We start from the raw sequence: 26,929 nt of genomic DNA, 5'->3' as shown, positions 1-26,929 counted from the left end.
CCCCGGCCGGCCGGGGCCGGAGACACGTCCGGTCGAGGGGCGGTGGGCGCCCGGGTGGGCCGGAAGGTGCCGATGAGGGCGCCGGCCCACGACCAGCCGGACGCGTGGGCCACCGCCGTCACCGGCGGGCGGCTGACGCTCGCGGCGCCGCTCAGGCCGTCCAGACGCGGTCGGCGTAGTCGAGGAAGTTGCGGCCGAGGATCTTCTCGATGCGCTCGGAGCGGTAGCCGCGCTTCTCCAGCAGGCGGATCAGGTCGCGGAACTGGTCGACGCCGCGCAGGTCGACGACGAACGGGTAGGTGTCGGCCCGTTCACCGGCCGCCCCGACTCCGGCCGCCCGGCGGGCGGCGACGTGTTCGGCGAGGGCGGCGCGGTAGGCGTCGAGGTCGTCGACGGGGGTGACGCCGCCGTCGGTGCCGATGCCGACGTGGTCCTCTCCGCAGACGTCGACCGCGTGCACGATGTGGTCCACGACGTCGGCGGCGGTGGCCTGCCCGGTGAGGTTGAGGAAGGGCATGAAGTAGATGCCGACGAACCCGTCCCGGTCCGCGACCAGGCGGAGTTCCTCGTCGGTCTTGTTGCGCGGCAGATCGGCCAGGGCGCGGCATCCGGTGTGGTTGACGGAGACAGGTTGCCGGGAGTGCCGGGCCGCGTCCAGGCAGGTGCGCTCGCCGCTGTGGGAGAGGTCGACCATCAGGTGGTGGTCGTTGAGGGCCTCGACGACCTGCCGGCCGAACGGGGTCAGCCCTCGGTTGGCCGGGGCCATGGAGCCGTCGCCGAGGTGGTTGGCCTGGTTGTAGGTGAGTTGTACGACGCGGACGCCGGCGTCCGCGAAAGTCGCGACCCGGCTGTCGACGAGGGCGGGGTCCGCACCGACGGCGACGGCGTTCTGGAAGCCGTAGACGACGCCGATCCGCCGCTCCCGGTGTGCGCGGTGGATGTCGGCGGTGGAGCGGACCTTGAGCAGGTCGGCGGGGTGGGCCTCGATGATCCGGTCCCAGACGGCGATCTCGGCGAGGGTGTGCTCGTACGGCGGCAGGTCACCCATGGTGTAGCCGAGGGTGATGTTCACGGCGGTCAGGCCGGAGGCGTGGGCGTCGGCGAGCGCGCGGGCGTCGACGGCGAGTTGCTCGCCGGCGGGGTTGAGCTGGGTAGCGGCTGCCCGGGCAGCGGGGGTGTTGGGGTTGTCGAGCTGGCCCAGGGCGTTGACGATCACGGGGCGGCCGGCGGTGGTGTCGGTGTCGGTCACTGGGCGTCCTTGTCGAACTCGGCGCGGTCGAAACGGTGTCCGCGTCTGACGGTGTACGTGATGGTGCGCAGGTTGCCGATGTCGTGGAGGGGGTTCTCGTCCAGGACTGCGAAGTTGGCGAGCTTGCCGGGTTCGACGGTGCCCATGTCGGCCTCGGTGCCTGCGGCGCGGGCGCCGACGAGGGTGGCCGAGCGCAGGACGTCGGCGGCGGGGATGCCGCACCGGTCGACGAGGAAGGCGAGTTCGCCGTACAGGGCGGGGAAGGGGTCGCCGGGGGCGGTCTCGTGGTCGGTGCCGGTGCACACGTCGACGCCGGCCCGGTACGCCTGGGCGGTGACGGCGGCGGCCAGGTCGGCGTTGCGGGCGGCCCGTTCGGCGGACTCGGCGGTGTCGCCCCGGAGTTCGTCGCTGGTCCACATGGAGGCGGTGGCGTCCAGGACCGTGCCGCGGCGGCGCATCTCGGCGAAGAGGGCGGTCAGTTTCGGGTCGTCGCCGGCGGCGAAGCGGTCGTGGTCGACCGGTGGCTTGGTCTTGTAGCTGCTCAGCGGCTCGGTGGGGTCCTCGAAGGCGAGCAGGGTGACGTGGGAGACGCTGTCGACGCCCGCGGCGACGACCTCACCGGGCCCGGCGGGGAAGACGGTGGCGTGCGCCCAGACGGCGATGCCCTGGCGGTGGGCCTCGGCGGTGACGGCTGCGACGGTCGCGGCGTCCAGGTCGGCGTAGACCTTGATGGCGGCGGCGTGGGTGCCGCGGGCGAGGGCGACGGCGATCGGCAGGTCGGTGCCGGGGGTGACGGCCTGCATCCAGGGGACGGCGCCGGGGACGGCGCCGCGGGAGACCTCGTGGGTGCGGGGGTCGTCGAAGAAGGAGGGCCCGGCCATGAGGGCGGCGTAGCGGATGTCGGGGCCGGGGATCTCGCCGACCAGGGTGGCCCGGGCGAGGTCGCCGATGTGGCGCAGGTCGTCGGCCATGTCACGGACGGCGGTGACCCCGCTGTGCACCAGGCGGCGGAGCACCGCCTCGGCGACGGGCCGGTCGGGCGGGGTGGCCAGGTGCTGGTGGGTGTCGACGAGGCCGGGGACGACGAACCGTCCGGCCAGGTCGACCTGGGGGGCGTCGGCGGCGTGCGGGGGCAGCGGGTCGGCGTCGCCGGTGACGGTGTGCAGGCGGGCGCCGTCGGTGACGATCGTGGTGCTCGGCCGGAGCGGGCCGCCGGTGCCGTCGAAGAGGGTGGCGCCGCGGTAGACGGTGACGGTTCCGGCGGGCGGGGCGGCCCAGGGGGTCGGGGCGCCCGGGGGCAGGTCGGTCATGGTCACCCTTCGGTCCGCTGAGGCTGGAATTTGTTACGCCCTGCGTAACAGTTGTATCGTATGGCGAAAATCCAGGTAACTGTACTCTGCAGTCGGCGGGCCGCCGCAAGGGCCCGCACCGGACAGCACGTGCCGGGCCGCGGTCGTCGCGGCGCCGGGGACGAGAGGGAAGAGCCGCCGTCATGCCCGACGCACCCGTCGCCCCGGGGCCGCCCCGGTCGGCCGTGGACAAGGCCCTCGACCTGGTCGAGGCCGTCTCGCGCGCGCCGCACCCCGTGCGGCTCACCGACCTCGCCGCCGAGGTCGGGCTGCACCGCGCCACCGCGTACCGGATCCTGCTGGACCTGGTCCGGCGGGGCTGGGTGCTGCGGGCCGGTGACCGCTATCTGCCGGGCGCCGCCGTGCTGCGGATGTCCGCGTCGGCCGCGGGCAACTCGCTGACCGCGCTGGCCCGTCCGGTGCTGGAGCGGTTGTCGGCGACGACCTCGATGATGGTCAACCTCCAGGTGCTGGAGGAGGGTGGCGGCCGGGTGATCGACGTGGTCAGGCCCGAACGGCTCGCCATGATCAGCCATCTGCGGGGCGAACTGCTGCCGGTACGGCGGTTCGCCGGGCCGCTGGCGCTGGTCGCCGCGCTCGAACCGGAGGCGCGCGGCCGGTGGTTGGATCGGCTTCCCGGCCACGGCACCGACCTGGCGCGGGAGTTGGCCGAGGTGGCGCGAACCGGTGTTGCCGTGGAGCACGGCCGTAACGACAAGCTGGTGGCCTCCGTCAGCCGGGCGGTGGTGCCGGACCCGGGGGCGCCGGTGTGTGCGCTGACGGTCGTGGGTCCGGAGGCGGAGTTCGACGGCGCGAAACTGGCAGCCGTCGAGCGGGAGTTGACCGCGGCCGCCGACGACCTGGTGGCGGCGCTGACCGCCGGCGGAGCGGAGGCGGGCCGGTGAGCGGGGTGCTGGTACTGGACCGCCGGCAGACGGCCGCCGCGCTGGAGCCGGCCGCGGTGCTCGACGCGGTGGGCCGGGCGCTCGTCGCCGTCGCCCGGGGCGAGGTCTCCGTCCCGCCGCGGATCGCGGCGCTGACCCCGGCCGGACTGCTCGGCGCGATGCCCGGGTACGTCACGGGGCTGGGTCTGGCCGCGAAGCTGGTGACCGTGACCGCCGATCCGGCGCATCCCGGGCGGAGTTCCCACCGGGGGCTCGTGGTCCTGTTCGACGAGCGCGACGGGCGGACTCTCGCGCTGGTGGACGCCGAGGCGCTGACCGCGGTCCGGACGGCGGCGTCCGCCACGCGGAGCGCGCTGGCCCTGGCAGCCCGGTCCGGTCTCGGGCGGGTGGCGGTGGTGGGGACGGGTGCGCAGGCGCGGGCCCAGTTGACGCTGCTCGCCGCCGTCCGGCCGCAGGCCGAGGTCGTCGTGGCCGGCCGCGACCCGGTGCGGGCGGCGGAGGCGGCCGCGCTGTTCCCCGGCGCGCGGGTCGCCGGGGGCATCGAGGACGCGGTGCGCACGGCCGACGTGGTGTTCTGCTGCACCGGCGCCACCGCCCCCGTCGTCCGCAGGCAGTGGCTCTCCCCCGGCGTCCACGTCTCCTCGGTCGGCGGCTCGCACGGGCCCGAACTGGATTCCGGCACGGTCCGGGACGCGGCCCTGTTCACGGAGTGGACCGGCGCGTCGGCATCGCCCCCGCCGGCGGGCGCCCACGAACTCCAGGACCTGCCCCCGGAACGGCCCGTCGCCCTCCTCGGGTCCGTCCTCGCCGGCGACCATCCGGGGCGAGACGGTGACACCGGGGCCCTCACGGTCTTCAAGTCCACCGGGCACGCGGCCCTGGACGTCGCGGCGGTCCGGGTGGCCTACGACGTGGCACGGGCACGGGGGTTGGGCGTACGCGTGGACCTGTGACGGTCACCGGACCGTCCGTCGGAAGAAGCCCCTCTCGAGCCCTTTGTTTCATGCTACATCTAGATGCATAATGTGGTTATGGATGACCGGGTCGAGGAGCGGACCGCCGACGGCCGAGCGGGCGGCGAGGCCGACCCCGCCGGGGCATCGGAGCAACTGATGGCCGCCGTGGAGCAGTTGGTACGGCACGTGCGGCACAGCGCCACCACCGGCGGCCTGAGCACCGCCGCCTCCGCCGCGCTCGCCCGGCTGGGCCGGGAGGGTCCGCTGCGGCTGACCGAACTGGCCCGCGCCGAAGGCGTTTCCCAGCCGGGGATGACGCAGCTCGTCGGCCGGCTGGAGCGCGCGGGGCTGGTGGCACGCAGCGCCGACGGCACCGACGGCCGGGGGGTCCTCGTGGAGATCACCGCGACCGGCCTCGACGTCTTCCGGCAGCGCCGCGCCGAGCGCACCCGCGCCCTCCAGGAACTGGTCGAGGAACTGACCGGACCCGAACAACGGGCCGTACGGCTCGCCCTGCCCGCCCTGGCCCGCGCGATCGAGGAGCGCCGGGCACACGGCTGAGGCACCCGCGGCCCCGCATACCTCCAGGAGCGACACCCTCCCTCGACCGTCCCGTCCAGGCCGTCCACGCCGCCCGCCCCACCCACCCCTTCAATCCCTTCCATCACGACCGTCTATATACGTCCCCATCCGTCCGTATCCGTCCGCATCCGGAGAGAGGACCGTCGATGAGTGCACCGCACCAGAGGGCCGCGAGCCCCTTCAGGCAGCCGAAGGCCGTGTGGGCCGTGGCGTTCGCCTGCGTGATCTCGTTCATGGGCATCGGCCTGGTGGACCCGATCCTGCCCGCGCTGGCCGACAGCCTGCACGCCTCCCCCAGTCAGGTCTCGCTCCTGTTCAGCAGCTACCTGATCGTGACCGCGGTCGCGATGCTGATCGTCGGCTGGGTGTCCAGCCGGATCGGCGCCAAGCGCACCCTCGTCGCCGGTCTCGCGATCATCGTCGTGTTCGCCGCCCTCGCCGGCGCCTCGGGCTCGATCAACGGCATCGTCGGTTTCCGGGCCGGATGGGGGCTCGGCAACGCCCTGTTCATCGCCACCTCGCTGGCGGTCATCGTCGCCTCGGCGAGCGGCGGCTTCGCCGGCGCGATCATCCTCTACGAGACCGCCCTCGGCCTCGGCATAGCCGTCGGCCCGCTGCTGGGCGGCGAGTTGGGGGCCATCAGCTGGCGGGGCCCGTTCTTCGGGGTCGCCGTCCTGATGGCGATCGCCCTCGTCGCGACGCTCGCCTTCGTCCCCGCGCTGCCCAAGCCCGAGCGCCGCACCTCACCGCTGGCGCCGATCACCGCGTTGCGCCACCGTGGGTTGCTGACCATGGGCATCATGGCCCTGCTGTACAACTGGGGCTTCTTCACGATGCTCGGCTACGCCCCCTATCCGATGGAGCTGAGCGCCCATCAGCTGGGGCTGGTCTTCACCGGGTGGGGGCTGCTGGTGGCGGCGTTCAGTGTCTTCTTCGCGCCGCGCCTGCAGGCCCGCTTCGGCACCGCACCCGTGCTGTACGCGAACCTCGTCGGCCTCGGCGCGGTGATGGCGGTCATCGCGGCCGGTGTCGACACGCCGACGGTCGTGATCGTCGCGGTGATCGCCAGCGGGATCTTCATCGGCATCAACAACACGCTCACCACCCAGGCGGTGATGGTGGTCTCGCCGGTCGAGCGTCCGGTCGCCTCCTCCGCCTACGGCTTCCTGCGGTTCATCGGCGGCGGCCTGGCCCCCTACGTCGCCGGGAAGCTGGCGGACGCGACCGACCTGAGCGTGCCGTTCTACCTGGGCGCCGGCACGTTCCTGCTGGCGATCCCGGTACTGGCGAGCGGGCACCGGCTGCTGCGGGACGCAGAGGCCCACCTCGCCGACGGGGAGCCGGCCGTCCCCGCTCTGACGCCCGTCGGGCGGCAGGCAGCGGCGGGCCCTGGTCCGGTCGTCGTGGCCGTCGGCGCCCACGAGAGGGCGGGGGCCATCGTGGACGCCGCCGCCCGGCTCGCGCGGGACACCGGCAGCCCGCTGGAGGTGGTGCACGTCCAGCGGACCGCCGTCGTGGAGGAAACGGCGGCGGACACCGAGACCCCCGACGAGGCGCGGGCAGCGGTCGTCGCCCATCTCGACCGGCTCGCCGCCCAGGGGTTCACCGCGACCGGCCAGATCCTGGACAGCGTCGGCGACCACGCCGCCGCCGGCCGGGTTCTCGCCCGGCACGCCGCCGACGTCCACGCCCGAGCCGTGGCCGTCGGCCGCTCACCACGCGGACCGCTCGCCCAGTTCGCCGACGGCAGCCTCACCACCGCCCTCGCCCACGCCGCGACCTGCACGGTCGTCCTCGTCGACCCGGCCGACGCACCGCTCCCCCTCACCGCGTCGACCCTCGTCGAACTCCGGGAGCGGCCGGCCTGATCCCGGCGGCGGCCCGACCGTGCTGTCGCGGGAAGGCGCGCGCCGGAGGTGGCGTCGCCCCGAGGCCCGTCCCCCGGGCGGCCGGGCCGAGCCGGTCACCGGAAATTCGTTCGGTGCCCGTCGTGCGGCGGCGCTAGCCTCGCTGATCATGGGAGCACGAGCGCAGTACGTGGTGGTGGACAACGGCGCCTGGCAGCGGTACTACTCGCACTGGGCCGCAGGCCGGGTCGTCGACGATCTGCTGCCCGGCCCGGCAGCGGCGACACGCTGCTTCCGGGCCAACCGGGAGATCGACGAATGGCTCGACGACGTGTGGTGCGAGGGTGCGGCTCTCGTCGACCACGATCGCCGGACCCTGCTCTGGTTCGCCTACGTGGGCGACTGGGTCGACCACGTCGCCGCCCGCGCCGTGCTGGCCCGGACCTGGCCCGGCTGGGACGTCCGCTTCGCCCACGACGGCATGGGCGATCTGACCCACCACCTCGGCCTCGGCAGGGGCCTGACCCGTACGCCGGGCTGGTTCGAGACGTTCGAGGCTTCCGGGTTCTCGTCCAGCGAGTACGCCGAGCCCTGTGCCGTCGTCTCCCTGCGGCTGCCCGACGGCAGGGTCCGCGCGTGGGGCAGCGACTGGGAGCCCGTCGAGCACCTCGCCGCCGGCTCCCGCCTGATCGACCTGATCGCCGCATCGTCAGCGACCCCTGCGCTGACCGACATGCCGTACGGCGGCGTCCATGTCGACCCGCAGGCCCGCACCGTCTCATTGTGGGCGGTGCGGACCGTGGCCGGCGTTCACGACTGGCCGTTGCCGGGCTGGGAGGGCTGGGACCTGGACTTCCGCGGCGACGACCACGCCCGGCAGGCCGGGCTGCTGCCCACGGATTTCCCCTTCCCGTCGCCTCCCCTCGCGCCCGCGCTACGGAAACTCGCCGACGGCCTCACCGCCCCCCTGCCCGACATGAGCGCGCCCCTGGCCCGCGCCGCGGAGGCCTCAGCCCCTGCGGGCACCACCCCCGTGGTGAACCCCGCCGCCCTGGTACCGCACGAGCCGGCCGATCCCACCCCCGCCGAACTGGCCGCGCTGCGCGGGGCGATCGACGCGCTGGTCGCGGAGGCGGAGGCCGGCTGACCACCTCGCACCCCGTGTCACCTCCCGAACCCGAACACCAGGTCGGGCCAGTCCGTGTCCGGTTTCCCGTCGTCGAGCGCCGCGCTGATCGTGCGCTCCTCGTAAGCGAAGTGGGATTCCATGATGGCCGCCAGTCCGTCGAGCTCGCGTCCGATCTCCTCCAGGGCCGAAGCACGCGGTTCGAGAGCCCTGTCGGCGAGTTCAGTCACCCGGGACAGGATCGAGGCGATCAGTCCATGGTCCTCGACGAGTTTCGTGATCGTCGGAGCAAGATCCGGGCGCTGCCGGAGCAGCTGAGAGAACATGCCGTCGTCCTCGCCCTGGTGGTGCGAGGTCAGCGCGGTGCAGAAGGCGAGGCAATGGGTGAGCAGGACATCGTCGCTCAGCCGGCGCTGTCCCAGACTCTTCCTGGTCTCACGGATTTGGCGGCGCAGTTCTTCATGCGCTCGGGCAAGCTGTCGGCTCAGGGCGACCGCACGGTCGCCGGCACGGGAAGCCACGGAGGGCGGCCCCTTCGTTTCCGCACCTCCATGCCTGACGCAGACCGTCACCGGCACGCGATGCTGCCGTCATCCGATCACGCGCCGCCGTGGAACGGCAAGCACGGCCGCCCCGGCCGCCACCGATCAGGAGCCCCTCCTCACGGATGGAACCGCCACCGGCCTTCGGAGACGACATCCGGCTTGCCGTCCCGGACGCGAACGGCCGTGTCGTCGTCGATGAAGTAGATCGGGAAGTCCGCCCGCGCGGCGATGCGGTCGGCCCAGGCGTCGTCCCGTTCGGGGAAGTCCGGCGAGTACAGGTGGGGCTTGAGGTACCAGTCGAAGAGCCCGAACGGCGGGTCCACGCTCGTCGCCCCGAGGACGTGCAGGTCCTTGGTGTCCCCGATGACGTCGGCGGAGTGCGCGGTGAGATGACGGCTGAAGATCATCGATCCGGCGCTGAGCCCCACATAGACCCGGTTCTCCAGCGCCTCCAGGAAACCCTCGGCCAGGCCGTTGCCGGTGATGCTCCGCGCGAGGTGGTAGTGGTTGCCGCCCCCGGCATAGACGACGTCGGCGTTGCGCAGCCGGTCGAGCACCATCTGCCGGGGCAGGCCGTTCAGCTCCAGGACGTCGAACTCCCGCCAGCCGAGACCGTGCAGCCGGTTCAGGTCGGCGAGCAGCCACCCGTGGTCCCCCGGCTCGGCGACGGATGCCGTGGGGACGTACACGATGTTCGCCGATGAGAACGGCTTTCCCAGCATGTCCCGCAGCGCATCCCGCAGCGTCTCGTTGCGCAGGCCACTCGCCGTCAGCAGAAGGTTCACCGGTCGAGCCAAGCACGAGTGACGCGCGCACGCAACGAACCCGGGATCCACGGTGGGCCTGGTGGCCGTCCGGACCCCGTGCGGGTGCGACAAATCGATGGCGGCCCGAGAACCCCGCGGATAGGTTGGCGATCTTCGGATGGCGAAAGCTCCCGGAGTCCTGAATGCGAACACCATGCCGAACCCCGACCAGTCCCCCGCACGACGTCGCCTCACCACCGCGCTCGACGCCCTGACCGCCGCCTTCGGCGGGATGACGGCCCACCCCGACGAGCACAACTGCGAGTGCCACTGGGGCAGCGCCGAAGAACTCGCGCAGCTCAAGGTTGCGGACACGGAGCTTGACCCCGACCTGCTGCGCCGCACCTGGCAGGCGCCCGACTGGAGCGACCACGCATCCGTACTGCGTCGGATCCTGCCCCAGTTCGCCACGGCCCTCGTCCAGGGCTCCGTCGAGCCGTTCTTCGGCCTGGAGGAAGCCGGCCGCTCGTTCGCTCGCGGTCATTGGCAGCAGTGGCCCACCGCGCAGGCCGAAGCAGTTCGGGACTTCCTGCACGCCTGGTGGACCGACACGCTCACCGATCCCGATCCCGCGGTGCCCGCGTACGCGGTCCTGGCATTGATCGCCGAGGCATCCGCCACGCTCACCCCGTGGCTCACCACATGGCAGACGCTGACCGGCCAGCCGGCCGACGACCACCTGGCCGCGGCGGCGGCACAGTGGGAGTACGACCTGCTCGGAGACCAACTCCCCTGGGACACCTGGGAGAACGAGGAGGAGACACGCACCGAGCTGACCGCCTGGCTGGTCCGCCATGCCCCCGCCCGGCTCCGGGCCCACGGCGTACCGGAGGAACTGCTCCACCGGATACGGCTGCTCGCCCTGACCGGCGACGATCGTTGGGAGGACCCTCACTGGCCCAGACACCGCTACTGATCCACCACCCGTGCAGTACGGGTCGGCCGTCACCCTCGGCGCATTGGGGCGGCGTGCAACAGAGCGACAGGGAGAGAGCATGTGGGACGGCCCCTTCTACCGCGTCAGGCGGGACGGATACGAGATCTGCTTCGTGCCGGGTGCGGGAGAGGACCTCGACGAGGTCTGCAACGTGGACATGTGGGTCATCCGCGATGACGGCGACCGCTGGTCCGGAACCGTGTTCACCCTCGACGAGATGCGCCGGATCATGGACCACCATCGGCAGGCGGGCGAGCCGGAAGGCGACTACTGGTGGTGCTGGGACGGGCTCATCGTCCGCGACGCGGGTGTGGCGTCCATGGTCGAGGTGATCGACGGACTCGTCGCCACGGGCGAGTACGAGTCCGTCCTCCGCCACATCGGCCCCGCGGACGACGATTGATCCTTTCGACAGACGAAGAGAAGGAGCGTGATCGCGGGCGTGACAAAAAACGTGAAGACGGACACCAAGTACCCCCGGATCGGTAGTCCCGGGGCGATCCAACCACTGCAAAGATCATCTCGTGAGGAGTTCCAAGTTCCGACAACGGCCGACAAAATGGGCGCAGGTGCCTGCGCTTACAGGTATCCCGGATCGCCGTCGGCGTTGAACCGTGTCAGGGAGCGCTCCAGCAGCTCCAGCAGCTGTCGGAGGTCATCGGCCACCTTGTCGAACTCCCCTTCGTCCAGCGACGCCGTCCGCGTCCGGTAAACGGCCCCGTCGGACCCCGCGACATAGATCAGGCCGCCGCCGTTCGAGCCGATGACCAGGCCATGGGTCTTTTGGGGCGCGCCGATGTCGACAACGCCGTACTCCTGGAGGCGCAGCAGGACGTCACCGGCCGGATCGAGGAAGTGGCCGCAGCCGACGTCCGCCCAGGTGACATCGCCGATGCTCTCGTAGAAGGTGACCAGGTCAGCTGGTGCAGGGGTGACGTGGGCGAGCGTGCGAGCCGCGGCTTGATCGTCGGTGTCGGCCGGCCGGACCTGGTTGATCCCCGGAGGGAAGCCGTGCCGATGCTCGAACTCGCCTGTCATGGCCGTGAGAGTCGCGGAGACCCTGTCTGTCCACGAGGCCAGCCAGACAGGCGAAAGCGATCGGTCACTCATGAGGCCGGATCATGGCACGAGCCACGGACATCCATGGAGTGCCCAGCGGTTCCAGTGTCAGCGCACTGCCCTGAGCTGTCGATCGGTGATGAGGCAGCAGACGGGTTCAAGAAACGCTGCATAGACGGCCGCTCGCCGTTCCCACCGGATGCGAAGGCGACGGAGGCCGTGCAGCCAGGCGGGGTTCGTGCCGCAGCCGAAGCGGTTCAGCGTCGAGCAGACCTAGGGAATCCTGATACTGCACCAGCGCCTGGTCCGTGACTACGAGCACCGCCCCTCCTCCGTCTCCCGCGTCTGATGGGCGACGACCCACGTCATGACCCGATGCCTCACCAGCGCGAACACCCCCAGCTGGCGCGCCCCGAAGCCGGTGACCGTGTGAACATCCAGCCCCTGCTCGACGCACTCGACGTCCAGGAGGATGTCGCCCGGGCCCTGGCCGACGACCTCCGCGCACAGATCGACGACCTGCAGAACCGGCCACGGGAGGCCGACACCTACCTGGAGCACCTCGCGCTCACCCGCAAGACCGTCACCACCCTCGCGGACCGGCTCCCGGCCCACCCGGTCTCACTCGGCGTGCCCGAGCACCCGGACTACCCCCGCGTCCTCGCTGGCTCGACCGAACTGCTGCCGAAGAACATCGAAGGCACCCGCGCCGAGCAGAAACGCCTCGTCAAGCTCGATGTCCTCATCGAGGTCGACGTCGGCAGCCTCACCAGGAAGCAGTAAGAAGTGATCGCCTCGGCTAAGGCAGCCACGGCAAGTCACCCCGCAGCGACAGCTGGGCCTATGTGACCGCCGGGTGCTGGGCCTCGATGGAGAAACACGGGCGCGGGCTTGAGTTCGTCATGACCGCGCACGTCCGCGACCGGCGGTTCGTCGAGCCTATGGCGATGATCGCCTACTACCACTGCGGAGGGCATCAACTCGACCTGGAGCACAGCCTGCCGATCGGTGAACCGTGGGTGCCGGGCTCGGACTGCGATCACCTGCTGATCAGCCTGCCGTATCTCCACGGCCCCGACCTCGAACACTGCCCGCTGCCCGGGGGGCACGCCCGCATCCTGTGGCCCCTGCCGGTGACCACTGCCGAGATCGAGTTCCGCAGGCGTCACGGGCCCGACGCGTTGGAGCAGCTCTTGGACGAGGCAGAGATCGTCCCACCGATCCCTTCCGGGCATCGGTCGCCTGAGGTCCAGGTCTCCGCCGGCCGCCGCTCGCGGATGCCGCCGCGTATCGCAAGGACACCCTCCGGTCGCATCCGCGAGCACGAGACCCCGGTCGCCTGGAGAGCCGCACTGGGGCGACGACACGGGTGGTGCCCCGGCACCGTGACCGCGCGTGCGACGTTCCAGGACGTGGCCGTCATGGCGGGATGCAGGCGGGTGCGGGCGGTGGTGCCGGTCCGGCCGTGACGGCCGGGATCGGTCGCGGTTGTGGTCGGTCACGTCCTGGACGGGGCGGTGGGGCGGTCCGGCTCGGCGGCTTCCTGGCCGGTGATCACCTTCGAGGGGCGGTTGCCGCGGTCCAGGAGGCCGCCGGTGACGGCCAGTGCCAGGCCGGCCGCCGCGAGGGCCGCGCCGACCAGGCTGGGCGCCGCCCAGCCCCAGCCCGCCGAGATGACCAGGCCGCCGAGCCAGGCGCCGGCCGCGTTGGCCATGTTGAAGGCGGAGTGGTTGGAGGCGGCCGCCATCGTCGGGGCGTCCTTCGCGTTCAGCATCAGCAGCATCTGGACGGGCGTGGTGATGAGCGCGCCCACCGCGCCGATGAAGGTGATCGTGACGAGGGCGGGCACCGTGCTGTGGACGGTGAAGTAGAACGTCACCAGCGCGGCCCCCAGCAGGGTGATCCCGGCGTACAGGGTGGGACGCAGGGCGTGGTCGGTGAGCGGGCCGGCGACGAGGGTGCCGAGGGTCATGCCGACGCCGTAGAGGGCGAGGACCCAGGTGGTCGAGGCGTCGGAGAGGCCGGTCAGGTGGGTCAGCATGGGGACGAGGTAGCTGTAGACGGCGAAGAAGCCGCCGAACCCGACGACAGCGGTGGCCAGGCCGATGAAGACCTGCCGGTTGCCCATCGCGCGCAGCTCCTGCCGGATGCCGGCCTGCGGGCCGCGCGGCTGGTGGGGTACGAGCAGGGCGAGGGCGAGGAGCGCCACGAGGCCGATGACGGCGACCGCGCAGTAGGCGTACCGCCACCCCAGGTGCTGGCCGAGGGCGGTGCCGGCGGGGACGCCGACGATGTTGGCGATGGTGAGGCCGAGGAAGACCCGGGAGACGGCGCGTGCCGCGCGGTCGGCGGCGACCAGCCGGGAGGCGACGACGGCGCCGACGCCGAAGAGGGCGCCGTGCGGCAGTCCGGCGAGGAAGCGGGCGGCGAACAGCAGGCCGAAGTTCGGGGCGAGCGCGGAGGCCGTGTTGCCGATGACGAAGAGCCCGGTCAGCAGGAGCAGCAGCCGCTTGTGGGGTACGCGGGCGCCGATGCCGGTGAGCAGCGGGGCGCCGATGACGACGCCGAGGGCGTAGGCCGAGACGAGGTTGCCGGCGTGCGGCACGGACACACCGACGCCGTCGGCGATCTGGGGCAGCAGGCCCATGGTGGCGAACTCGGTGGTGCCGATGCCGAACGTGACGACGGCAAGGGCAAGCAGAGCCAGAGGCATGGTGAGCGGGGGAACCTTTCGGGGACGGCGGTTCGGGAGGGGTGCCCGGCAAAACCGAGGCGTTTCCGCGCCTTCCGTGACCGGCCGTACCGAGCGCCCTTGCCCAGCCCACCCCCTAGAACGTTGCAGCAGGATGCGGTGAGCTCGCATTCCTGGATCGGCCCATACGGCGGGGTGAGCTGTGTCACGTGCGTCCTGCGCCGGGCGGGTCTAGTGCTGTGCGGTGTCCTGCCGGCACTGCGCGCACAGTCCCCACCAGGTGATCTCGGCCTCGTCGACGGCGAATCCCCGGTCCTCGCCGGGAGTGAGGCACGGAGCCGCTCCGACGCCGCAGTCGACGTCCTCGATCAGACCGCGGCGGCGGCAGACGAGACGGTGGTGGTTGTCGCCGACGCGCAGCTCGTAGCGGGCCGGTGAGCCGGCGGGCTCGATGCAGCGGACGAGCGCGGCCCGGTCCGTGCCGATGCGGGTCTCCAGGTCGGCTGCCGTGGAGTGCGGACGGCCCTGCAGCGCGGTCAGCGCGGCCCTGCGCTGGGCCGTGCCGCGCAGGCCCTTGCGCCTGAGCAGGTCGCCCGCAAGCTGCTCCATGGTCATGTAGCTCTCCGTCGGCCCACCGGCCGCTCCGCCCCGTGGGGGCACGGTACGACCAGGGTTGACCCGGTCGGTTCTGGGCGGCCTCGGCCGTACGGCAGGTCCCGCAGACCAGGCGCCGGGACGGCAGGGCGCTCGCCATGGGGATCACCCCGACGGGACGCTGGACAGTGGTCTGCAGGACCCGCGCGTGGTCGGCGCAGGTGGAGAGGCCGCAGCGGGCGCAGACGCCGATCCCGCTGCTCTCGTGGCGTCCCGACCGCGCGCAGTCGTAACAGCGCATGTCGCTTCTCCCGATGGGGTCGGCCCGCTCGCTTCTCCCGACGGGGTGGGGGACGGCCGTGCACGGACGGGCTCCCGCCACTTCGGCACATATCGACCACAGTTCGCTGGTTCTGACAGAGTCAAATGCAGGAAGCGGGCCGGAACCCCTGGACCGTCCGGACTTGTTCACTTACTGTCTAGACATGCCTGGACAGGTTCACAAGCATCATCGCATCGCCCGTGTGCTCGCCGACGAGATCCGAGCGGGGGTCCATGCCGACGGCAGCAGACTCCCCGGGGAGCACGCACTCACCGAGCGGTTCGGCGTCAGCCGCACCACCCTGAGGCAGGCCCTGCAGGTTCTCGGCGAGGAAGGCCTCATCGCCACCCACGCGGGCATCGGCTCGTTCGTCACCTTCGACGGGGCGCCGCTCGACAACCGCCTGGGCTGGACCCGGGCGCTGGCCGCGCAGGGCACCGAACTGACGGCGGAGATCCTCCGTTTCGAGGAGATCACCGATCCGGAGCTCGCCGCCCGGCTCGCGCTCGCGTCCGACGGGTTCCTCGCCCTGGACCGCGTCCGCCGGCTGCCCGACGGGCAGGGCGTGTCGCTGGAGCGCAGCAGGGTGCCGGTCACCGAGGGACTGGCCGGACTGCCGGAGCGCGGTCTGGACGGCGGCTCGCTCAGCCGCGCGCTGATCGCGGCGGGCCGGATCAGCGACTCCGGCGAGGGTGTCGTCTCGGTACGCGGGCTCACGGCGGCCGAGGCCGCCGTACTGCACCGCTCTCCCGGCGAATCCTTCCTCCGCCTCGACCAGGTGTACCGGGCCGCCGACGGCTCGGTGGTCGAGCAGGTCGGCAGTCTGCTCGATCCCGCCCGCTTCGAACTGCACGTCCGCTCGGGCAACGGAGGCCGCTCGTGACCGGCCGGCTCGACCGCGCCCTGGGCGCGTTCTACGGACTGGCCCTCGGTGACGCCCTCGGGATGCCCACGCAGGTGATGTCCAGGCAGGACGTCGTCAGGGTGTACGGCACGGTGACCGGCTTCGAGGCCGCCCGTGCGGACAACCCGGTCAGCGCGGGCATGCCCGCGGGGTCCGTCACCGACGACACCGACCAGGCCGTCATCGTCGGCCGGCTCCTCGTCGAGGGGCACGGCCGGATCGATCCGCTGCGGCTCGCCCACGAGCTGCTCGACTGGGAGAAGGAGATGAAGGCCAAGGGTTCCTTCGACCTCCTCGGCCCGTCCACCAAGGCCGCGCTGGACGCGGTGGCCCGCGGCGTGCCCCCGCGGGAGGCGGGGCGCAACGGTACGACGAACGGCGCCGCGATGCGCGTCACCCCGGTGGGGATCGCCTTCGCCGCCGACCCGCTCGGCCCGTTCGTCGACCGGGTCGTGGAGTCCTGCCAGGTCACCCACGACACGACCATCGGCATCGCCGGCGCGGCCGCCGTGGCCGCCGCCGTCAGCACCGGGGTCGGCGGCGGCTCGCTCGACGATGCCGTCACCGCCGCCGTGGCCGCCGCGCGGGCCGGCGCCCGGCGCGGGCACTGGATCGCCGGGGCGGACATCGCCGCCCGGATCGAGTGGGCGTGGCAGCTGGTGCGCGGCCTCGGCGAGGCCGAGGCCCTGGACCGGGTCGTGGCGCTCGTCGGCACCAGCGTGGCGAGCCAGGAGTCGGTGCCCGCCGCGTTCGCGGTGCTCGCCCTGGCGGACGGCGACCCGTGGCGGACCGCGCTGCTCGCCGCCAACCTCGGCGGGGACAGCGACACCATCGGGGCGATCGCGGGCGCCGTCGCCGGCTCGGTCGCCGGGTTCGCCGCGCTGCCCGCAGACGCCGTCCGCACCCTCCGCACCGTCAACTCCCTGGAGCTGGAGTCGTTGACAGCCGGCCTGCTCGCCCACCGCTGAACCGTTTCGTCACCCGCGTCGGCCGGCCGGCGCCCTCCCCCGCCATCCACTCTTCCGCACCCTGCAAGGAGGTTCCGTCATGGCCGTTTCGAAGACGAACGATCGCGTCGGCACCGTCGAGACCCGCGGGATCGAACCGGTCCCCGACAGTGAACGGCGCGGTCACGCCGGCCAGATGTTCTGGACCTGGTTCGCTGCCAACATCAGCATCCTGGGGCTGCCGCTCGGTGCCACCCTGGTGGCGTTCCGCGGCCTGGACATCTGGCAGGCGGTCCTCGTGGCCGTCCTCGGTTCCTTCGGGTCCTTCGCCCTCGTCGGAGCCCTGAGCCTCGCCGGCAAGAAGGGCGGCGCCCCGGCGCTCACCCTGTCCCGTGCGGTCTTCGGGCAGCGGGGCAACGCGGGGCCGACCCTGATCACCTGGCTGAGCCGGGTCGGCTGGGAGACCATCTCCACGACCACCGCGGCGTACGCGCTGCTGGCGCTCCTCGACACCGCGTTCGGGATCCGGCAGAACACCGCGCTCACCGTGGTCTGCCTGCTCGTCTTCATCGCCTGCACGCTGCTGATCAGCGGTCTGGGCCACGCCACGATCATGTGGATCAACAAGTGGGCCACGGTCGGCTTCGGCGTCCTGAACCTCGTCGTCATGGGCTTCCTGATCTCGACCGTCGACTGGTCCAAGGTGCTCGACGCCCCGGCGGGGCCGACCAGCGCGGTGGTCGCCGGGGTGGGCTTCATCGCCTCCGGCACGGGCATCGGCTGGGCCAACGCCGGTGCGGACTACGCCCGCTATCTGCCGCGCGCGATCCCGGGCCGACGCCTCGTGGTGGCCTCGGCGTTCGGCGCGGGCATCCCCCTGGTGCTGCTGATCTCGCTCGGCTCGCTGCTCTCCGCGGGCGACCGGACGCTCGCCACCGCCTCCGACCCGGTCGCCGCGATCAACGCGATGCTGCCCTCCTGGATGGCGATCCCGTACCTGATCGCGGCCTTCGGCGGGCTGCTGATGTCGAACCATCTCTCCACGTACTCGGCGGGGCTCACGATGATCACCCTCGGCCTGCGGGTGCCGCGTGCTTACGCGGTCGCCCTCGACGTCGTGTTGATGTTCGCGGGCGGCGTCTACTTCATGCTGGTCGCGGACGACTTCTACGGCCCGTTCTCGACCTTCCTGACGCTGCTGGCGGTGCCCATCTCGGCGTGGATCGGAGTGATCGCGGTGGACTCGCTGCGCGGCCGCACCTACGACCCGCCGGCGCTGATGGACACCACCCGGTCCAGCGCCTACTGGTACTCGGGCGGCTACCGGCTGCCCGCGGTCCTCGGCTGGGCGCTCGCCATCGTCGCGGGCCTGCTCTTCACCAAGGCCTCGACGAGCGCGGACGACGTCTGGTTCGCGGGGCCGCTCAGCGACACCTGGTTCGGTGTCAACGGCCTCGGCTGGGCGATCTCGATGGCCGTCGGCGCGGCGGTGTACGCGCTGTGCGGCCGGCGCGGCACGCCCGCCCGGGGTGACAGCGGTGAACCCGCCGCCGCCCGCCTCCAGGGAGCCGGCCGGTGAACCGGCGGATCGTGCTCGCCGGGAACGTGATCGCCGACGTGGTGATCGAGATTCCCGCACTGCCCGAACGCGGCGGCGACGTGCTGGGCACCCACGGCGGGACGACCGCGGGCGGCGGTTTCAACACGCTGGTGGCGGCCCGCCGGCTGGGCGCGGAGGCCGTGTACGCCGGTCTGCACGGCACCGGGCCGCACGGCGACCTGGTCCGCGCGGCGCTCGCCGCCGAGGAGATCGGGACGCTGCTGCCCGCCCGCACCGACCGCGACACCGGCTTCACGGTGGCCCTGGTCGACTCGGGCGGCGAACGCACCTTCGTGACCAGCTTCGGGGCCGAGGCCACCCTGGCACCGGCCGATCTGACCGCGGTCGGGGCCCGGCTGCGCCCCGACGACCTCGTCCAGCTCTCGGGGTACGGGCTGGCCCTGCCGGGCAACGGCCCGCTGCTGTCCGGGCTGACCGCCGTACTGCCCGCCGGCAGCATCCTCTGCCTCGATCCGGGACCGCTGGTCGCCGACATCCCCGAGCACGTCCTCGCCCCCGTCCTGGCCCGCACCGACTGGCTCAGCGCCAACGCCCGCGAGGCCCGCATCATGACCGGGCACGAGGATCCCCGTACCGCGGCGGCGGCCCTCGGGCAGCGGCTGCCCCCGGGGGCGGGGGTGCTCGTCCGGGCCGACAGGGACGGCTGCTGGCTGGCCGCCCCCGGGCACCCGCCCGTGCACGTGCCGGGCTTCCCGGTCACCGCCGTGGACAGCAACGGCGCGGGCGACGCGCACGTCGGCGCGTTCCTCGCCCTGCTCGGTCAGGGGCTCGACCCGCTGTCGGCCGCGCGCGGAGCCAACGCGGCGGCGGCCCTCGCGGTGACCCGGCGCGGTCCGGCCACGGCGCCCGACCGGGCGGAACTGGCCGCGTTCCTGGCCGGCGACCCACTCGCCGCGCAGCTCTCCTGAGCCGCGCGGGACCTGCCGAGCCCCGGTGCCGTGCTCAGCCCCGGAGCGTCGGCTCCGCACCGGCCGCGGATGCTCCGGGGCTGAGCGGGCGGGGCCCAGAAGGCATCCTGGAACCATGATGGTGCTCGCCGTGCTCTTCGCCGTCCTGGGTGCCGTCAGCAACGCGGCGGGCACGGCTTTCCAGCGCAAGGCCGCGTCCACCGTGCCCGGCCGCAGCGGGCTGCGCCTGCTGCTGGTGCTGATGCGGCGGCCGGCCTGGGCGATCGGTATCGCCGGAGTGGCGGGGGCCGCGGTCTTCCAGGCGCTCGCCCTGGTCAACGGGCCCATGGCGCTGGTCCAGCCGCTGTTCATGCTGGAGCTGCCGTTCGCGCTGCTGATCGCCGTACCGCTGATGCATCGCCGGCCGGGTCCGGAGGGCTGGCGGACGGTCGCCGTGGTGGTGGCCGGGCTGGCCCTGCTGCTCGCCTCGGCCGCGCCGTCCGGCGGCCGGCAGCAGGCGTCCGGGCAACGCTGGGTCCCGGTCCTCGTGCTCGGCCTGGGCGCCATCGCCGTCACCGTCCTGCTCGTACGTTCCTCGTCGTCGCCGCTGTTCCGCGCGGCGGCCCTGGCCACGGGAGCCGCGATCGGCAACGCGCTGACCGCCGCGCTCATGAAGTCGGCCACCGGACGCCTCGCCGACGACGGCCTGGCCGCGTTCCTCACCGCCTGGCAGACCTACGGCTTCGCGCTCACCGGGATCGCGGCGCTGCTGCTCCTGGAGAACGCGCTGCAGGCCGGTCCGCTCGTCGCCTCCCAGCCCGCGCTGACGATCGGCGACGCGGCGGTGAGCCTGCTCCTCGGCGTCGCCCTGTTCGACGAGTCGGTCCGCACCGGGTGGTGGCTGCTGCCCGAGGTGGCCGGGGCCGGCCTGATCCTGTGGGGCGTGACCCGGCTGACCCGCGTCGTGCCGCACCTCGTCGACGTCATGCGGTGAGCGGGCGGGACCCGTCCGCCCGACGGCCGGGCGCACCCCGGCACCGGGCGGCTCGCGGCAGTTCAGTGGCTGTTACACGGGCCGCTGTCGGAGCCGCCGACGGCCGGTGCGATGATCATAGGGTGAGGCTGGAAGAACTCGTTCGGCGCCGGACGCGCCGACCCGTCACGCCGTGATCCGGCGTCCCTGACCACCGAGTAGACCTTCCAGACCCCCGGAAAGGGAAACACAGTGTCCGTGTTCCAGCGCATCCTGGTCGCCGTCGATCCCAGCCCCGCCCGCCGCTCCGCCGTGCGGCTGGCCGGCGAGCTGGCCCAGCTGACGAACGCCGAGGTCCGCGTCGTACACGTCATCGCCTCCGCCGCCTCCGTGGCCGCGGTCGTGCCCCTGGAGGAGGACAGCGAGGCCAAGGCGGTCCTCGACGAGGCGCTGACGGCCCTGCGCGAGCAGGGCGTCAAGGCCGAGGGGACCCTCGTCAGGGGGCTGACCACCCAGGTCGCGACCGCCATCGCCGACACCGCGGAGGAGTTCGCCGCGGATCTCATCGTGCTGAGCCCCCACCACCGCAGCTCCGTCGAGGCGCTGTTCGACCCGCGGGTCAGCGACGCCGTCGCGCACCGCACGAACACGGCGATCCTGCTGGCGCCGGAAGGCCACGAGGAGGCCTGACCGGCCGTCGCGCCCCGGGGCCCGCCGCGGATTCGTCGTCCGTGGCGGGCCCCGGGGTTTTCGTGCCGTACCGGCGCGGTGGGCGCTCCGCCGGAATTGCCGCGACACCGTGCCGACCGCCGTCTGCGGCGACCTCGTGCCTGGTCGCGCAGTTCCCCGCGCCCCATCGGGGGCGCTGCCGCTAGCGGCGCCGCCAGGGCAGTGCGTCCTGTTCGTCGGTGCCGGCGTCGATGCGCTGGAGGGCGGCGTTGACGGCCTCGCCGATCTCGGCGAACCGGGTGACCTGGTCGGGGGTGAGGGCGTCGAAGACGGCGCGGCGGACCGCCTCCACATGGCCGGGGGCCGAGCGCTCCAGGAGGCTCAGGCCGGCCGGCGTGAGGACGGCGTGCTGGTTGCGGCGGTTGACGTGGTCCTCGCGGCGGTCCACGTAGCCGGCCTCCTGGAGGCGGGTCACCGCGTGGGTGAGGCGGCTCCGGGTGATCTTGAGACGTTCGGCCAGCTCGGACATGGTCAGACTGTGCTCCTCGACCGAGGACAGGTGGGCGAGGAGGGAGTAGTCGGCGTGGGTCATCCCCGCGTCGCGCCGCAGCTGGCGGTTGAGGTGGTCGGACAGGTGCGTGGAGAACTGGACGTAGGCGAGCCACGCCCGTCGTTCCTCGGGGTTCAGCCAGCGTGGCGTCGCGGTCATGGACGCAGCCTAACCAGTGACGTTCGAATGCCCGAACCCGTACGGGGGACGCCGGTTCAGGCGCCGACGTACTCCGCGAGATGCTGGGCGGTGAGGGTGGAGCGGGCGGTCACCAGGTCGGCCGGGGTGCCCTCGAAGACGATGCGGCCGCCGTCGTGGCCGGCGCCCGGGCCGAGGTCGATGATCCAGTCGGCGTGGGCCATGACCGCCTGGTGGTGCTCGACGACGATGACCGACTTGCCGGAGTCGACCAGCCGGTCCAGCAGGCCGAGGAGCTGCTCGACGTCGGCGAGGTGCAGGCCCGCCGTCGGCTCGTCCAGGACGTAGACGCCGCCCTTGTCGGCCATGTGCGTGGCGAGCTTGAGGCGCTGGCGCTCACCGCCGGACAGGGTGGTGAGGGGCTGCCCGATGGTGAGGTAGCCGAGGCCGACGTCCGTGAGCCGCTGGAGGATGCGGTGGGCGGCCGGGGTGTGCGCCTCGCCCGCGGCGAAGAACTCCTCGGCCTCGGTCACCGGCATCGCGAGCACCTCGCTGATGTCCCGGCCGCCGAGACGGTAGTCGAGGACCGACGCCTCGAACCGCTTCCCGTCGCAGTCCTCGCAGGTGGTGGCGACGCCCGCCATCATCGCCAGGTCGGTGTAGATCACGCCGGCGCCGTTGCAGGTGGGGCAGGCGCCCTCGGAGTTGGAGCTGAACAGGGCCGGCTTGACGCCGTTCTCCTTGGCGAAGGCCTTGCGGATCGGGTCGAGCAGCCCGGTGTACGTCGCCGGGTTGCTGCGCCGGGAGCCGCGGATGGCGCCCTGGTCGACGGAGACCACCCCCGCCCCGGCCGGGATCGAGCCGTGCACCAGGGAGCTCTTGCCGGAGCCAGCGACTCCGGTCACGACGGCGAGGACGCCGAGGGGGATGTCGACGTCGACGCCCTGGAGGTTGTGGGTGCTCGCGCCGCGGATCTCCAGTGTGCCGGTGGGCTTGCGGACGGTGTCCTTGAGGGCGGCCCGGTCGTCGAAGTGGCGGCCGGTGATGGTGCCGCCGGTGCGCAGGGCCTCGACGGTGCCCTCGAAGCAGACCGTGCCGCCGCCCGCCCCGGCACCGGGGCCGAGGTCGACGACGTGGTCGGCGATGGCGATGACCTCCGGCTTGTGCTCCACGACGAGGACCGTGTTGCCCTTGTCGCGCAGCCTGAGCAGCAGGCCGTTCATGCGCTGGATGTCGTGCGGGTGCAGGCCCGTGGTGGGCTCGTCGAAGACGTAGGTGACGTCGGTGAGCGAGGAGCCGAGGTGCCGGATCATCTTGGTGCGCTGGGCCTCGCCGCCGGAGAGGGTGCCGGCCGGCCGGTCCAGCGAAAGGTAGCCGAGGCCGATCTCGACGAACGACTCCAGGGTGTGCCGGAGAGTGGCGAGGAGCGGTGCCACCGACGGTTCGTCGAGGCCGCGCACCCACTCGGCGAGGTCGCTGATCTGCATGGCGCAGGCGTCGGCGATGCTGACGCCGTCGATCTTCGAGGAGCGGGCGCCCTCGCTGAGGCGGGTGCCGTCGCAGTCGGGGCAGGTGGCGAAGGTGACCGCGCGCTCCACGAACTCGCGGATGTGCGGCTGCATCGACTCCTTGTCCTTGGAGAGCATCGACTTCTGGATGCGCGGGATCAGACCTTCGTAGGTCATGTTGATGCCCGCGATCTTCATCCGGGTCGGCTCCCGGTGCAGGAAGTCCTGCAGCTCCTTCCTGGTGAACTTGCTGATCGGCTTGTCCGGGTCGAAGAACCCGGACTCGATGTAGAGGCGGGAGTTCCAGCCGCCGCCCTTGTAGCCGGGGACGGTGATCGCGCCCTCGTTGAGGGACAGTGTCTCGTCGTAGAGCTGGGCGAGGTCGAGGTCGGTGACGGCGCCCCGGCCCTCGCAGCGCGGGCACATGCCGCCGGTGATGCTGAAGCTTCGGCGCTCCTTCACCTTCTGGCCGGCGCGTTCGACGGTGACGGCCCCGGCCCCGCTGATGGAGGCGATGTTGAACGAGAACGCCTTGGGCGAGCCGATGTGCGGCTTGCCCAGGCGGCTGAAGAGGATGCGCAGCAGGGCGTTGGCGTCGGTGGCGGTGCCGACGGTGGAGCGCGGGTCGCCGCCCATCCGCTGCTGGTCGACGATGATCGCGGTGGTCAGCCCTTCGAGGACGTCGACCTCGGGCCGGGCCAGGTTGGGCATGAAGCCCTGGACGAAGGCGGGGTAGGTCTCGTTGATCAGCCGCTGCGACTCGGCGGCGATGGTGTCGAACACCAGCGAGCTCTTGCCCGAGCCGGAGACCCCGGTGAAGACCGTCAGCCGGCGCTTGGGGATCTCGATGCTGACGTCCTTGAGGTTGTTCTCCCGCGCGCCGTGTACGCGGATCAGGCCGTGGCTGTCGGCCACGTGCGGCGTGGACGTCGTCTTCTCGGTCTCTGTGGCCATGCTCAAACCCGTCTCCGTCTGCTGCGCGGGGTCCTGGTCGATCGCCGCCACGCTAGCCGGGCTCAGAAGCCTAACGCTTCTCCATTCCTGACCGGCTCGGGTGCGGGCTTCAGCCGAACCAGCGGGTGAGGGCCGTTTCGAGGGGGACGCCGTCGGCGGTGGACCAGACGATGTAGCCGTCGGGCCGGACCAGCAGCGCCTCGGCACCCTCGGCGCCCTCGACCTCCTCGCCGCACTCCGCCACGACGTGCTCGACCCGGTCGGACCGGTCGGACCGGTCACCCACGTCCCGGTGCCTGCCGTCGAGGGAGAGCAGCAGACCCCGGCCGGAGTGCATGAGGCGGCTCAGCCGGGTCGGGCCGGCGCCGGTCGTCAGTTCCAGCTCGGGCATCCGAGGGCCGAGACCGGGGTAACGGACGTCGAGACCGGACGTCATGCCGGAGATGTAGCGGTTGGTGTCGGGCAGGCCCAGCAGTTCGGTCGCGAGGGTGCGGAGCGCCTCGATCTCCTCGTCCCGGCCGGGGTTCATGAGCACGGCCTGGGCGCGGGTGTGTTCCCGTACCCGCGCCCAGGCCGGGTGCCGTTCGTCGTGGTAGGTGTCCAGCAGCTCGGCCGGCGCCCAGCCCCGCACCTCGGCAGCGAGCTTCCAGCCGAGGTTGACCGCGTCCTGGACGCCCAGGTTCACCCCCTGGCCGCCGATCGGCATGTGGATGTGTGCCGCGTCCCCGGCGAAGAACCCCCCCTCGCGGTAGCGCTCGACCTGCCGGACGGCGTCGCCGAACCGGGACGCCGCGCGCAGCTCGCCCAGTTCCGTCACCCGTCCGTACACGGCGTGCAGCGCCTCGCGCACCTCGTCGGCGGTGACGGGTGCCTCGCGGCCCGGGCCGTCGCCGGAGAGCCTGCCGAAGATCAGCCGGTACCGGTCGCCTTCGAGGGGGTGCAGGATGGTGAAATAGCCGCCGGTGGACCGGGGGTACTGGCTGAAGTGCCCGTGGTCGGTGGGGACGGCCGTGCGCGGCCGTACGCCCGGCCGGCCACCCCTGGACGCACCGCGGGACGCACTGCTGGACGCACTGGCGCGGCGCGACCCGAACACCGGTCTGAACGACACTCCCGAGATCGTCGCCTTCCTGCGGATGGTCGTCGGCACGGAGAGCCTGCCGCGCGGCTGACCCGGTACACGGCCCGCGGGATCGAGAAGCTGGCCGAGGCGCTGCGGGAGGCCGGCGCCGATCCGCTGACCGCGCGCCTCGCCGCGGCCCAGGTGATCGTGGCGCAGCAGCACCTGGCCGTCATGAACCACGAGGCGCTGGCGGACGGCGAGTCCGCCGACGACCGCCACCCGCAGGCCGTCCGGGCAGCCCACCAGGCCTTCGACCTTCTCCGGGACGGCCTCGGAGCCCGGCTCACCGGCACACAGCGGTCCTGAGAACGCCGCTCGCCCCCAGGGGACGACGACGCGGGCGGACGGGCCCGCTGCGCTCGGCTACGAAGATTTTGCGTTCTCGCGGTACGCCCATGAACCGGCCCCCACCTGCCGCGAGTCCGCTATGTCCGCCCGCACGCCCCACACGTAACGGTGAGTTCACCCGGCTTCCCTTCCTCGGCAGTCTACGCGCGTGGTGTCATGCCCACGCTCACCCACCCCCCACGTGAGCGTCTACTCGACTAGGAGTCACGCACATGCTGTCGAAGCTTCTCGTTCGCGCGGGTGTCGCCCTGGCGGCCGGTGCGGCCGTGGTCGCCACCGCGGTCCCCGCGAACGCCGCGAGCTACTCCGCGTTCGCCTTCTCGCTCAGCAGCAGCGAACCCACCGTCTACGACTTCATCAACTCCGCCACCAGCTCGCTCGACATGACGATGTACGAGCTGGAGGACACCACGGCCGTCAACGACCTCATAGCCCTGAAGAACAAGGGCGTCACCGTGCGGGTCGTGCTGGACCAGGCGCACAAGAGCGCCGACAACTCCGCGTACACCTCCCTCACGAACGCGGGTGTGGGCGTGGTCTGGTCGCCGTCCAGCTTCGTCTACACGCACCAGAAGACCATCACGGTCGACGGCAGCAAGTCGCTCGTCCTGACCGGCAACCTGACCTCCCAGTACTACTCCACCGGCCGGGACTACGGCGTCTTCACCGACGACACCCGGGACGTCGCCGCGATCGAGAAGGTCTTCGACGCCGACTACGCCGGCACCTCCGTCACCCCCACCGACGGCGACCACCTGCTCTGGTCCCCCACCGACTCGCGCAGCCGCCTGCTGACCGTGGTCAACGCCGCCACCAAGACGCTCGACGTCGAGGAACTCGAGTTCAGCGACAGCACGGTGGTCAACGCCATCGTCGCCAGGGCCAAGGCGGGCGTGAAGGTACGGGTCGTCCTGGAGACGCCGGGCGACTACTCCAGCGAGGTCTCCTCGATCAAGGCCGCGGGCGGCACGGTCGTCGGCTACTCCGACCCCAACGGCTTCTACATCCACGCCAAGGCCATGGTCGCCGACTACGGCCTGTCCACCCAGGAGGTGGAGGCCGGCTCCATGAACGTAAGCAGCAACTCCCTGTCCAGCAACCGTGAGCTGGGCATCATCCTCACCGGGACCGGGGTGGCGCAGTCGGTGGCCACGACCGTCGAGACCACGTTCAACACCGACTACGCGGGCGGCACCGCCGCGTAGCGATCCGGTGGGCGCCGGGCAGCGGCCGACCGCCGCCCGGCGTGCCGTTCGCGCCCCCGCACCGCCCCCGAGCCGAACGACACCCCCCACCGGGTGCACCGCTCCGGGGCGGGCGGGGGGGCGCGGGCCGGGC

27 protein-coding genes and 3 pseudogenes are annotated in these 26,929 nt (G+C 72.4%); 18 read left to right on the top strand and 12 right to left on the bottom strand.

Features of this window, described 5'->3' with window-relative positions; translation table 11 throughout:
• Positions 1-151 precede the first annotated feature (151 nt).
• Together AB0472_RS43090 and AB0472_RS43085 are read right to left on the bottom strand one after the other, a co-directional pair.
• Positions 152-1,249, bottom strand: coding sequence for a membrane dipeptidase (locus AB0472_RS43090; RefSeq protein ID WP_366364862.1), 1,098 nt, complete (start codon positions 1,247-1,249; stop codon positions 152-154).
• Positions 1,246-2,559 (bottom strand): amidohydrolase family protein, encoded by a 1,314-nt coding sequence (locus AB0472_RS43085; protein ID WP_366364861.1) that lies wholly within the window; start codon positions 2,557-2,559, stop codon positions 1,246-1,248. Before AB0472_RS43085 ends, AB0472_RS43090 begins: the two co-directional genes overlap by 4 nt.
• Positions 2,560-2,741: 182 nt before the next feature.
• On the opposite strand from AB0472_RS43085, the gene AB0472_RS43080 reads away from it, so the two are divergent.
• The 5 genes from AB0472_RS43080 to AB0472_RS43060 all read left to right on the top strand — a co-directional run bounded on the left by AB0472_RS43080 (position 2,742) and on the right by AB0472_RS43060 (position 8,035).
• Positions 2,742-3,503: a helix-turn-helix domain-containing protein gene (locus tag AB0472_RS43080; protein ID WP_366364860.1), complete on the top strand. Its 762-nt coding sequence runs from the start codon at positions 2,742-2,744 to the stop codon at positions 3,501-3,503.
• Positions 3,500-4,456 carry an NAD(P)-binding domain-containing protein gene (locus tag AB0472_RS43075; protein ID WP_366364859.1) on the top strand — a complete coding sequence of 319 codons (957 nt, stop codon included), beginning with the start codon at positions 3,500-3,502 and terminating at the stop codon, positions 4,454-4,456. Before AB0472_RS43080 ends, AB0472_RS43075 begins: the two co-directional genes overlap by 4 nt.
• Positions 4,457-4,615: 159 nt before the next feature.
• Complete coding sequence (locus AB0472_RS43070; protein ID WP_366364886.1) at positions 4,616-5,020, top strand: MarR family transcriptional regulator; 405 nt, start codon at positions 4,616-4,618, stop codon at positions 5,018-5,020.
• A 167-nt stretch (positions 5,021-5,187) separates the two neighbouring features.
• A complete protein-coding gene (locus AB0472_RS43065; RefSeq protein ID WP_366364858.1) occupies positions 5,188-6,909 on the top strand; it encodes an MFS transporter in 1,722 nt (573 codons plus the stop codon).
• Positions 6,910-7,057: 148 nt separating this feature from the next.
• Positions 7,058-8,035 (top strand): hypothetical protein, encoded by a 978-nt coding sequence (locus tag AB0472_RS43060; RefSeq protein WP_366364856.1) that lies wholly within the window; start codon positions 7,058-7,060, stop codon positions 8,033-8,035.
• 17 nt (positions 8,036-8,052) lie between these two features.
• On the opposite strand, the gene AB0472_RS43055 is transcribed toward AB0472_RS43060, so the two are convergent.
• Positions 8,053-8,535, bottom strand: a complete 483-nt coding sequence (locus tag AB0472_RS43055) for a hemerythrin domain-containing protein (protein WP_366364854.1) — start codon at positions 8,533-8,535, stop codon at positions 8,053-8,055.
• 140 nt (positions 8,536-8,675) lie between these two features.
• Positions 8,676-9,344: a Type 1 glutamine amidotransferase-like domain-containing protein gene (locus AB0472_RS43050; protein WP_366364852.1), complete on the bottom strand. Its 669-nt coding sequence runs from the start codon at positions 9,342-9,344 to the stop codon at positions 8,676-8,678.
• Between the two features lie 175 nt (positions 9,345-9,519).
• On the opposite strand from AB0472_RS43050, the gene AB0472_RS43045 reads away from it, so the two are divergent.
• The gene (locus AB0472_RS43045) at positions 9,520-10,281 is read left to right on the top strand and encodes a hypothetical protein (protein ID WP_366364851.1); all 762 of its coding nucleotides are present in this window, start codon (positions 9,520-9,522) and stop codon (positions 10,279-10,281) included.
• A gap of 79 nt (positions 10,282-10,360) precedes the next feature.
• On the top strand, positions 10,361-10,705 hold the full coding sequence (locus tag AB0472_RS43040) for a hypothetical protein (RefSeq protein ID WP_366364849.1): 345 nt from the start codon (positions 10,361-10,363) through the stop codon (positions 10,703-10,705).
• Positions 10,706-10,881: 176 nt separating this feature from the next.
• Here AB0472_RS43040 and AB0472_RS43035 read toward each other — a convergent pair whose 3' ends face one another.
• Together AB0472_RS43035 and AB0472_RS43030 are read right to left on the bottom strand one after the other, a co-directional pair.
• Positions 10,882-11,340: an SMI1/KNR4 family protein gene (locus AB0472_RS43035; RefSeq protein WP_366364848.1), complete on the bottom strand. Its 459-nt coding sequence runs from the start codon at positions 11,338-11,340 to the stop codon at positions 10,882-10,884.
• A gap of 129 nt (positions 11,341-11,469) precedes the next feature.
• A pseudogene (locus AB0472_RS43030) lies at positions 11,470-11,592 on the bottom strand (IS5/IS1182 family transposase); the annotation flags it as partial.
• Position 11,593: 1 nt separating this feature from the next.
• Between AB0472_RS43030 and AB0472_RS43025 the strand changes: the two are divergent.
• The 3 genes and pseudogenes from AB0472_RS43025 to AB0472_RS43015 all read left to right on the top strand — a co-directional run.
• Positions 11,594-11,794 (top strand): annotated as a pseudogene (locus tag AB0472_RS43025) (IS5/IS1182 family transposase); the annotation flags it as partial.
• Positions 11,737-12,144: a hypothetical protein gene (locus AB0472_RS43020; protein ID WP_366364846.1), complete on the top strand. Its 408-nt coding sequence runs from the start codon at positions 11,737-11,739 to the stop codon at positions 12,142-12,144. The pseudogene AB0472_RS43025 and the gene AB0472_RS43020, both read left to right, overlap by 58 nt.
• Before the next feature lie 86 nt (positions 12,145-12,230).
• Positions 12,231-12,830, top strand: coding sequence for a suppressor of fused domain protein (locus AB0472_RS43015; protein WP_366364844.1), 600 nt, complete (start codon positions 12,231-12,233; stop codon positions 12,828-12,830).
• A 29-nt stretch (positions 12,831-12,859) separates the two neighbouring features.
• On the opposite strand, the gene AB0472_RS43010 is transcribed toward AB0472_RS43015, so the two are convergent.
• From AB0472_RS43010 to AB0472_RS43000, 3 genes and pseudogenes are all read right to left on the bottom strand, one after another.
• The gene (locus tag AB0472_RS43010; protein ID WP_366364842.1) at positions 12,860-14,074 is read right to left on the bottom strand and encodes an MFS transporter; all 1,215 of its coding nucleotides are present in this window, start codon (positions 14,072-14,074) and stop codon (positions 12,860-12,862) included.
• A 210-nt stretch (positions 14,075-14,284) separates the two neighbouring features.
• Complete coding sequence (locus tag AB0472_RS43005; RefSeq protein WP_366364884.1) at positions 14,285-14,662, bottom strand: transcriptional repressor; 378 nt, start codon at positions 14,660-14,662, stop codon at positions 14,285-14,287.
• A 103-nt stretch (positions 14,663-14,765) separates the two neighbouring features.
• A pseudogene (locus AB0472_RS43000) lies at positions 14,766-14,948 on the bottom strand (DUF2180 family protein); the annotation flags it as partial.
• 184 nt (positions 14,949-15,132) lie between these two features.
• On the opposite strand from AB0472_RS43000, the gene AB0472_RS42995 reads away from it, so the two are divergent.
• From AB0472_RS42995 to AB0472_RS42970, 6 genes are all read left to right on the top strand, one after another.
• Complete coding sequence (locus tag AB0472_RS42995) at positions 15,133-15,852, top strand: GntR family transcriptional regulator (RefSeq protein ID WP_366364840.1); 720 nt, start codon at positions 15,133-15,135, stop codon at positions 15,850-15,852.
• Positions 15,849-16,841 carry an ADP-ribosylglycohydrolase family protein gene (locus AB0472_RS42990; RefSeq protein ID WP_366364839.1) on the top strand — a complete coding sequence of 331 codons (993 nt, stop codon included), beginning with the start codon at positions 15,849-15,851 and terminating at the stop codon, positions 16,839-16,841. The genes AB0472_RS42995 and AB0472_RS42990 overlap by 4 nt, the downstream gene beginning before the upstream one ends.
• 79 nt (positions 16,842-16,920) lie before the next feature.
• On the top strand, positions 16,921-18,399 hold the full coding sequence (locus AB0472_RS42985) for a cytosine permease (RefSeq protein WP_366364837.1): 1,479 nt from the start codon (positions 16,921-16,923) through the stop codon (positions 18,397-18,399).
• Positions 18,396-19,349 (top strand): PfkB family carbohydrate kinase, encoded by a 954-nt coding sequence (locus tag AB0472_RS42980; RefSeq protein WP_366364835.1) that lies wholly within the window; start codon positions 18,396-18,398, stop codon positions 19,347-19,349. Before AB0472_RS42985 ends, AB0472_RS42980 begins: the two co-directional genes overlap by 4 nt.
• Before the next feature lie 115 nt (positions 19,350-19,464).
• The gene (locus AB0472_RS42975) at positions 19,465-20,322 is read left to right on the top strand and encodes a DMT family transporter (RefSeq protein ID WP_366364834.1); all 858 of its coding nucleotides are present in this window, start codon (positions 19,465-19,467) and stop codon (positions 20,320-20,322) included.
• 237 nt (positions 20,323-20,559) lie between these two features.
• A complete protein-coding gene (locus AB0472_RS42970; RefSeq protein ID WP_366364833.1) occupies positions 20,560-20,991 on the top strand; it encodes a universal stress protein in 432 nt (143 codons plus the stop codon).
• A 181-nt stretch (positions 20,992-21,172) separates the two neighbouring features.
• Here AB0472_RS42970 and AB0472_RS42965 read toward each other — a convergent pair whose 3' ends face one another.
• The 3 genes from AB0472_RS42965 to AB0472_RS42955 all read right to left on the bottom strand — a co-directional run bounded on the left by AB0472_RS42965 (position 21,173) and on the right by AB0472_RS42955 (position 25,405).
• Positions 21,173-21,679, bottom strand: a complete 507-nt coding sequence (locus AB0472_RS42965; protein WP_366364831.1) for a MarR family transcriptional regulator — start codon at positions 21,677-21,679, stop codon at positions 21,173-21,175.
• A 56-nt stretch (positions 21,680-21,735) separates the two neighbouring features.
• The gene (locus tag AB0472_RS42960) at positions 21,736-24,120 is read right to left on the bottom strand and encodes an excinuclease ABC subunit UvrA (protein ID WP_366364829.1); all 2,385 of its coding nucleotides are present in this window, start codon (positions 24,118-24,120) and stop codon (positions 21,736-21,738) included.
• 109 nt (positions 24,121-24,229) lie between these two features.
• The gene (locus AB0472_RS42955; protein ID WP_366364828.1) at positions 24,230-25,405 is read right to left on the bottom strand and encodes an FAD-dependent monooxygenase; all 1,176 of its coding nucleotides are present in this window, start codon (positions 25,403-25,405) and stop codon (positions 24,230-24,232) included.
• Here AB0472_RS42955 and AB0472_RS42950 point away from each other — a divergent pair.
• Entirely contained in the window at positions 25,391-25,549 is a 159-nt protein-coding gene (locus AB0472_RS42950; protein WP_366364827.1) for a hypothetical protein, read from the top strand. The genes AB0472_RS42955 and AB0472_RS42950 overlap by 15 nt on opposite strands.
• 254 nt (positions 25,550-25,803) lie before the next feature.
• Entirely contained in the window at positions 25,804-26,796 is a 993-nt protein-coding gene (locus tag AB0472_RS42945) for a phospholipase D-like domain-containing protein (protein WP_366364826.1), read from the top strand.
• Positions 26,797-26,929: the final 133 nt, after the last annotated feature.

Origin of the sequence: Streptomyces sp. NPDC086777 (assembly GCF_040702065.1) — a bacterium.
Taxonomy (GTDB): Bacteria; Actinomycetota; Actinomycetes; order Streptomycetales; family Streptomycetaceae; genus Streptomyces.
This window is presented reverse-complemented; position numbering and strand designations above follow the sequence as displayed.

Coding starts and splice junctions, on each gene's coding strand:
- AB0472_RS42965 (WP_366364831.1), bottom strand. CDS start 21,679: ATGACCGCGACGCCACGCTGGCTGAACCCCGAGGAACGACGGGCGTGG.
- AB0472_RS43040 (WP_366364849.1), top strand. CDS start 10,361: ATGTGGGACGGCCCCTTCTACCGCGTCAGGCGGGACGGATACGAGATC.
- AB0472_RS42945 (WP_366364826.1), top strand. CDS start 25,804: ATGCTGTCGAAGCTTCTCGTTCGCGCGGGTGTCGCCCTGGCGGCCGGT.
- AB0472_RS43080 (WP_366364860.1), top strand. CDS start 2,742: ATGCCCGACGCACCCGTCGCCCCGGGGCCGCCCCGGTCGGCCGTGGAC.
- AB0472_RS43070 (WP_366364886.1), top strand. CDS start 4,616: ATGGCCGCCGTGGAGCAGTTGGTACGGCACGTGCGGCACAGCGCCACC.
- AB0472_RS43015 (WP_366364844.1), top strand. CDS start 12,231: ATGGAGAAACACGGGCGCGGGCTTGAGTTCGTCATGACCGCGCACGTC.
- AB0472_RS43045 (WP_366364851.1), top strand. CDS start 9,520: ATGCCGAACCCCGACCAGTCCCCCGCACGACGTCGCCTCACCACCGCG.
- AB0472_RS42985 (WP_366364837.1), top strand. CDS start 16,921: ATGGCCGTTTCGAAGACGAACGATCGCGTCGGCACCGTCGAGACCCGC.
- AB0472_RS43085 (WP_366364861.1), bottom strand. CDS start 2,559: ATGACCGACCTGCCCCCGGGCGCCCCGACCCCCTGGGCCGCCCCGCCC.
- AB0472_RS42995 (WP_366364840.1), top strand. CDS start 15,133: ATGCCTGGACAGGTTCACAAGCATCATCGCATCGCCCGTGTGCTCGCC.
- AB0472_RS43060 (WP_366364856.1), top strand. CDS start 7,058: ATGGGAGCACGAGCGCAGTACGTGGTGGTGGACAACGGCGCCTGGCAG.
- AB0472_RS43035 (WP_366364848.1), bottom strand. CDS start 11,340: ATGACAGGCGAGTTCGAGCATCGGCACGGCTTCCCTCCGGGGATCAAC.
- AB0472_RS42975 (WP_366364834.1), top strand. CDS start 19,465: ATGATGGTGCTCGCCGTGCTCTTCGCCGTCCTGGGTGCCGTCAGCAAC.
- AB0472_RS43065 (WP_366364858.1), top strand. CDS start 5,188: ATGAGTGCACCGCACCAGAGGGCCGCGAGCCCCTTCAGGCAGCCGAAG.
- AB0472_RS43010 (WP_366364842.1), bottom strand. CDS start 14,074: ATGCCTCTGGCTCTGCTTGCCCTTGCCGTCGTCACGTTCGGCATCGGC.
- AB0472_RS43005 (WP_366364884.1), bottom strand. CDS start 14,662: ATGGAGCAGCTTGCGGGCGACCTGCTCAGGCGCAAGGGCCTGCGCGGC.
- AB0472_RS43020 (WP_366364846.1), top strand. CDS start 11,737: ATGCCTCACCAGCGCGAACACCCCCAGCTGGCGCGCCCCGAAGCCGGT.
- AB0472_RS42960 (WP_366364829.1), bottom strand. CDS start 24,120: ATGGCCACAGAGACCGAGAAGACGACGTCCACGCCGCACGTGGCCGAC.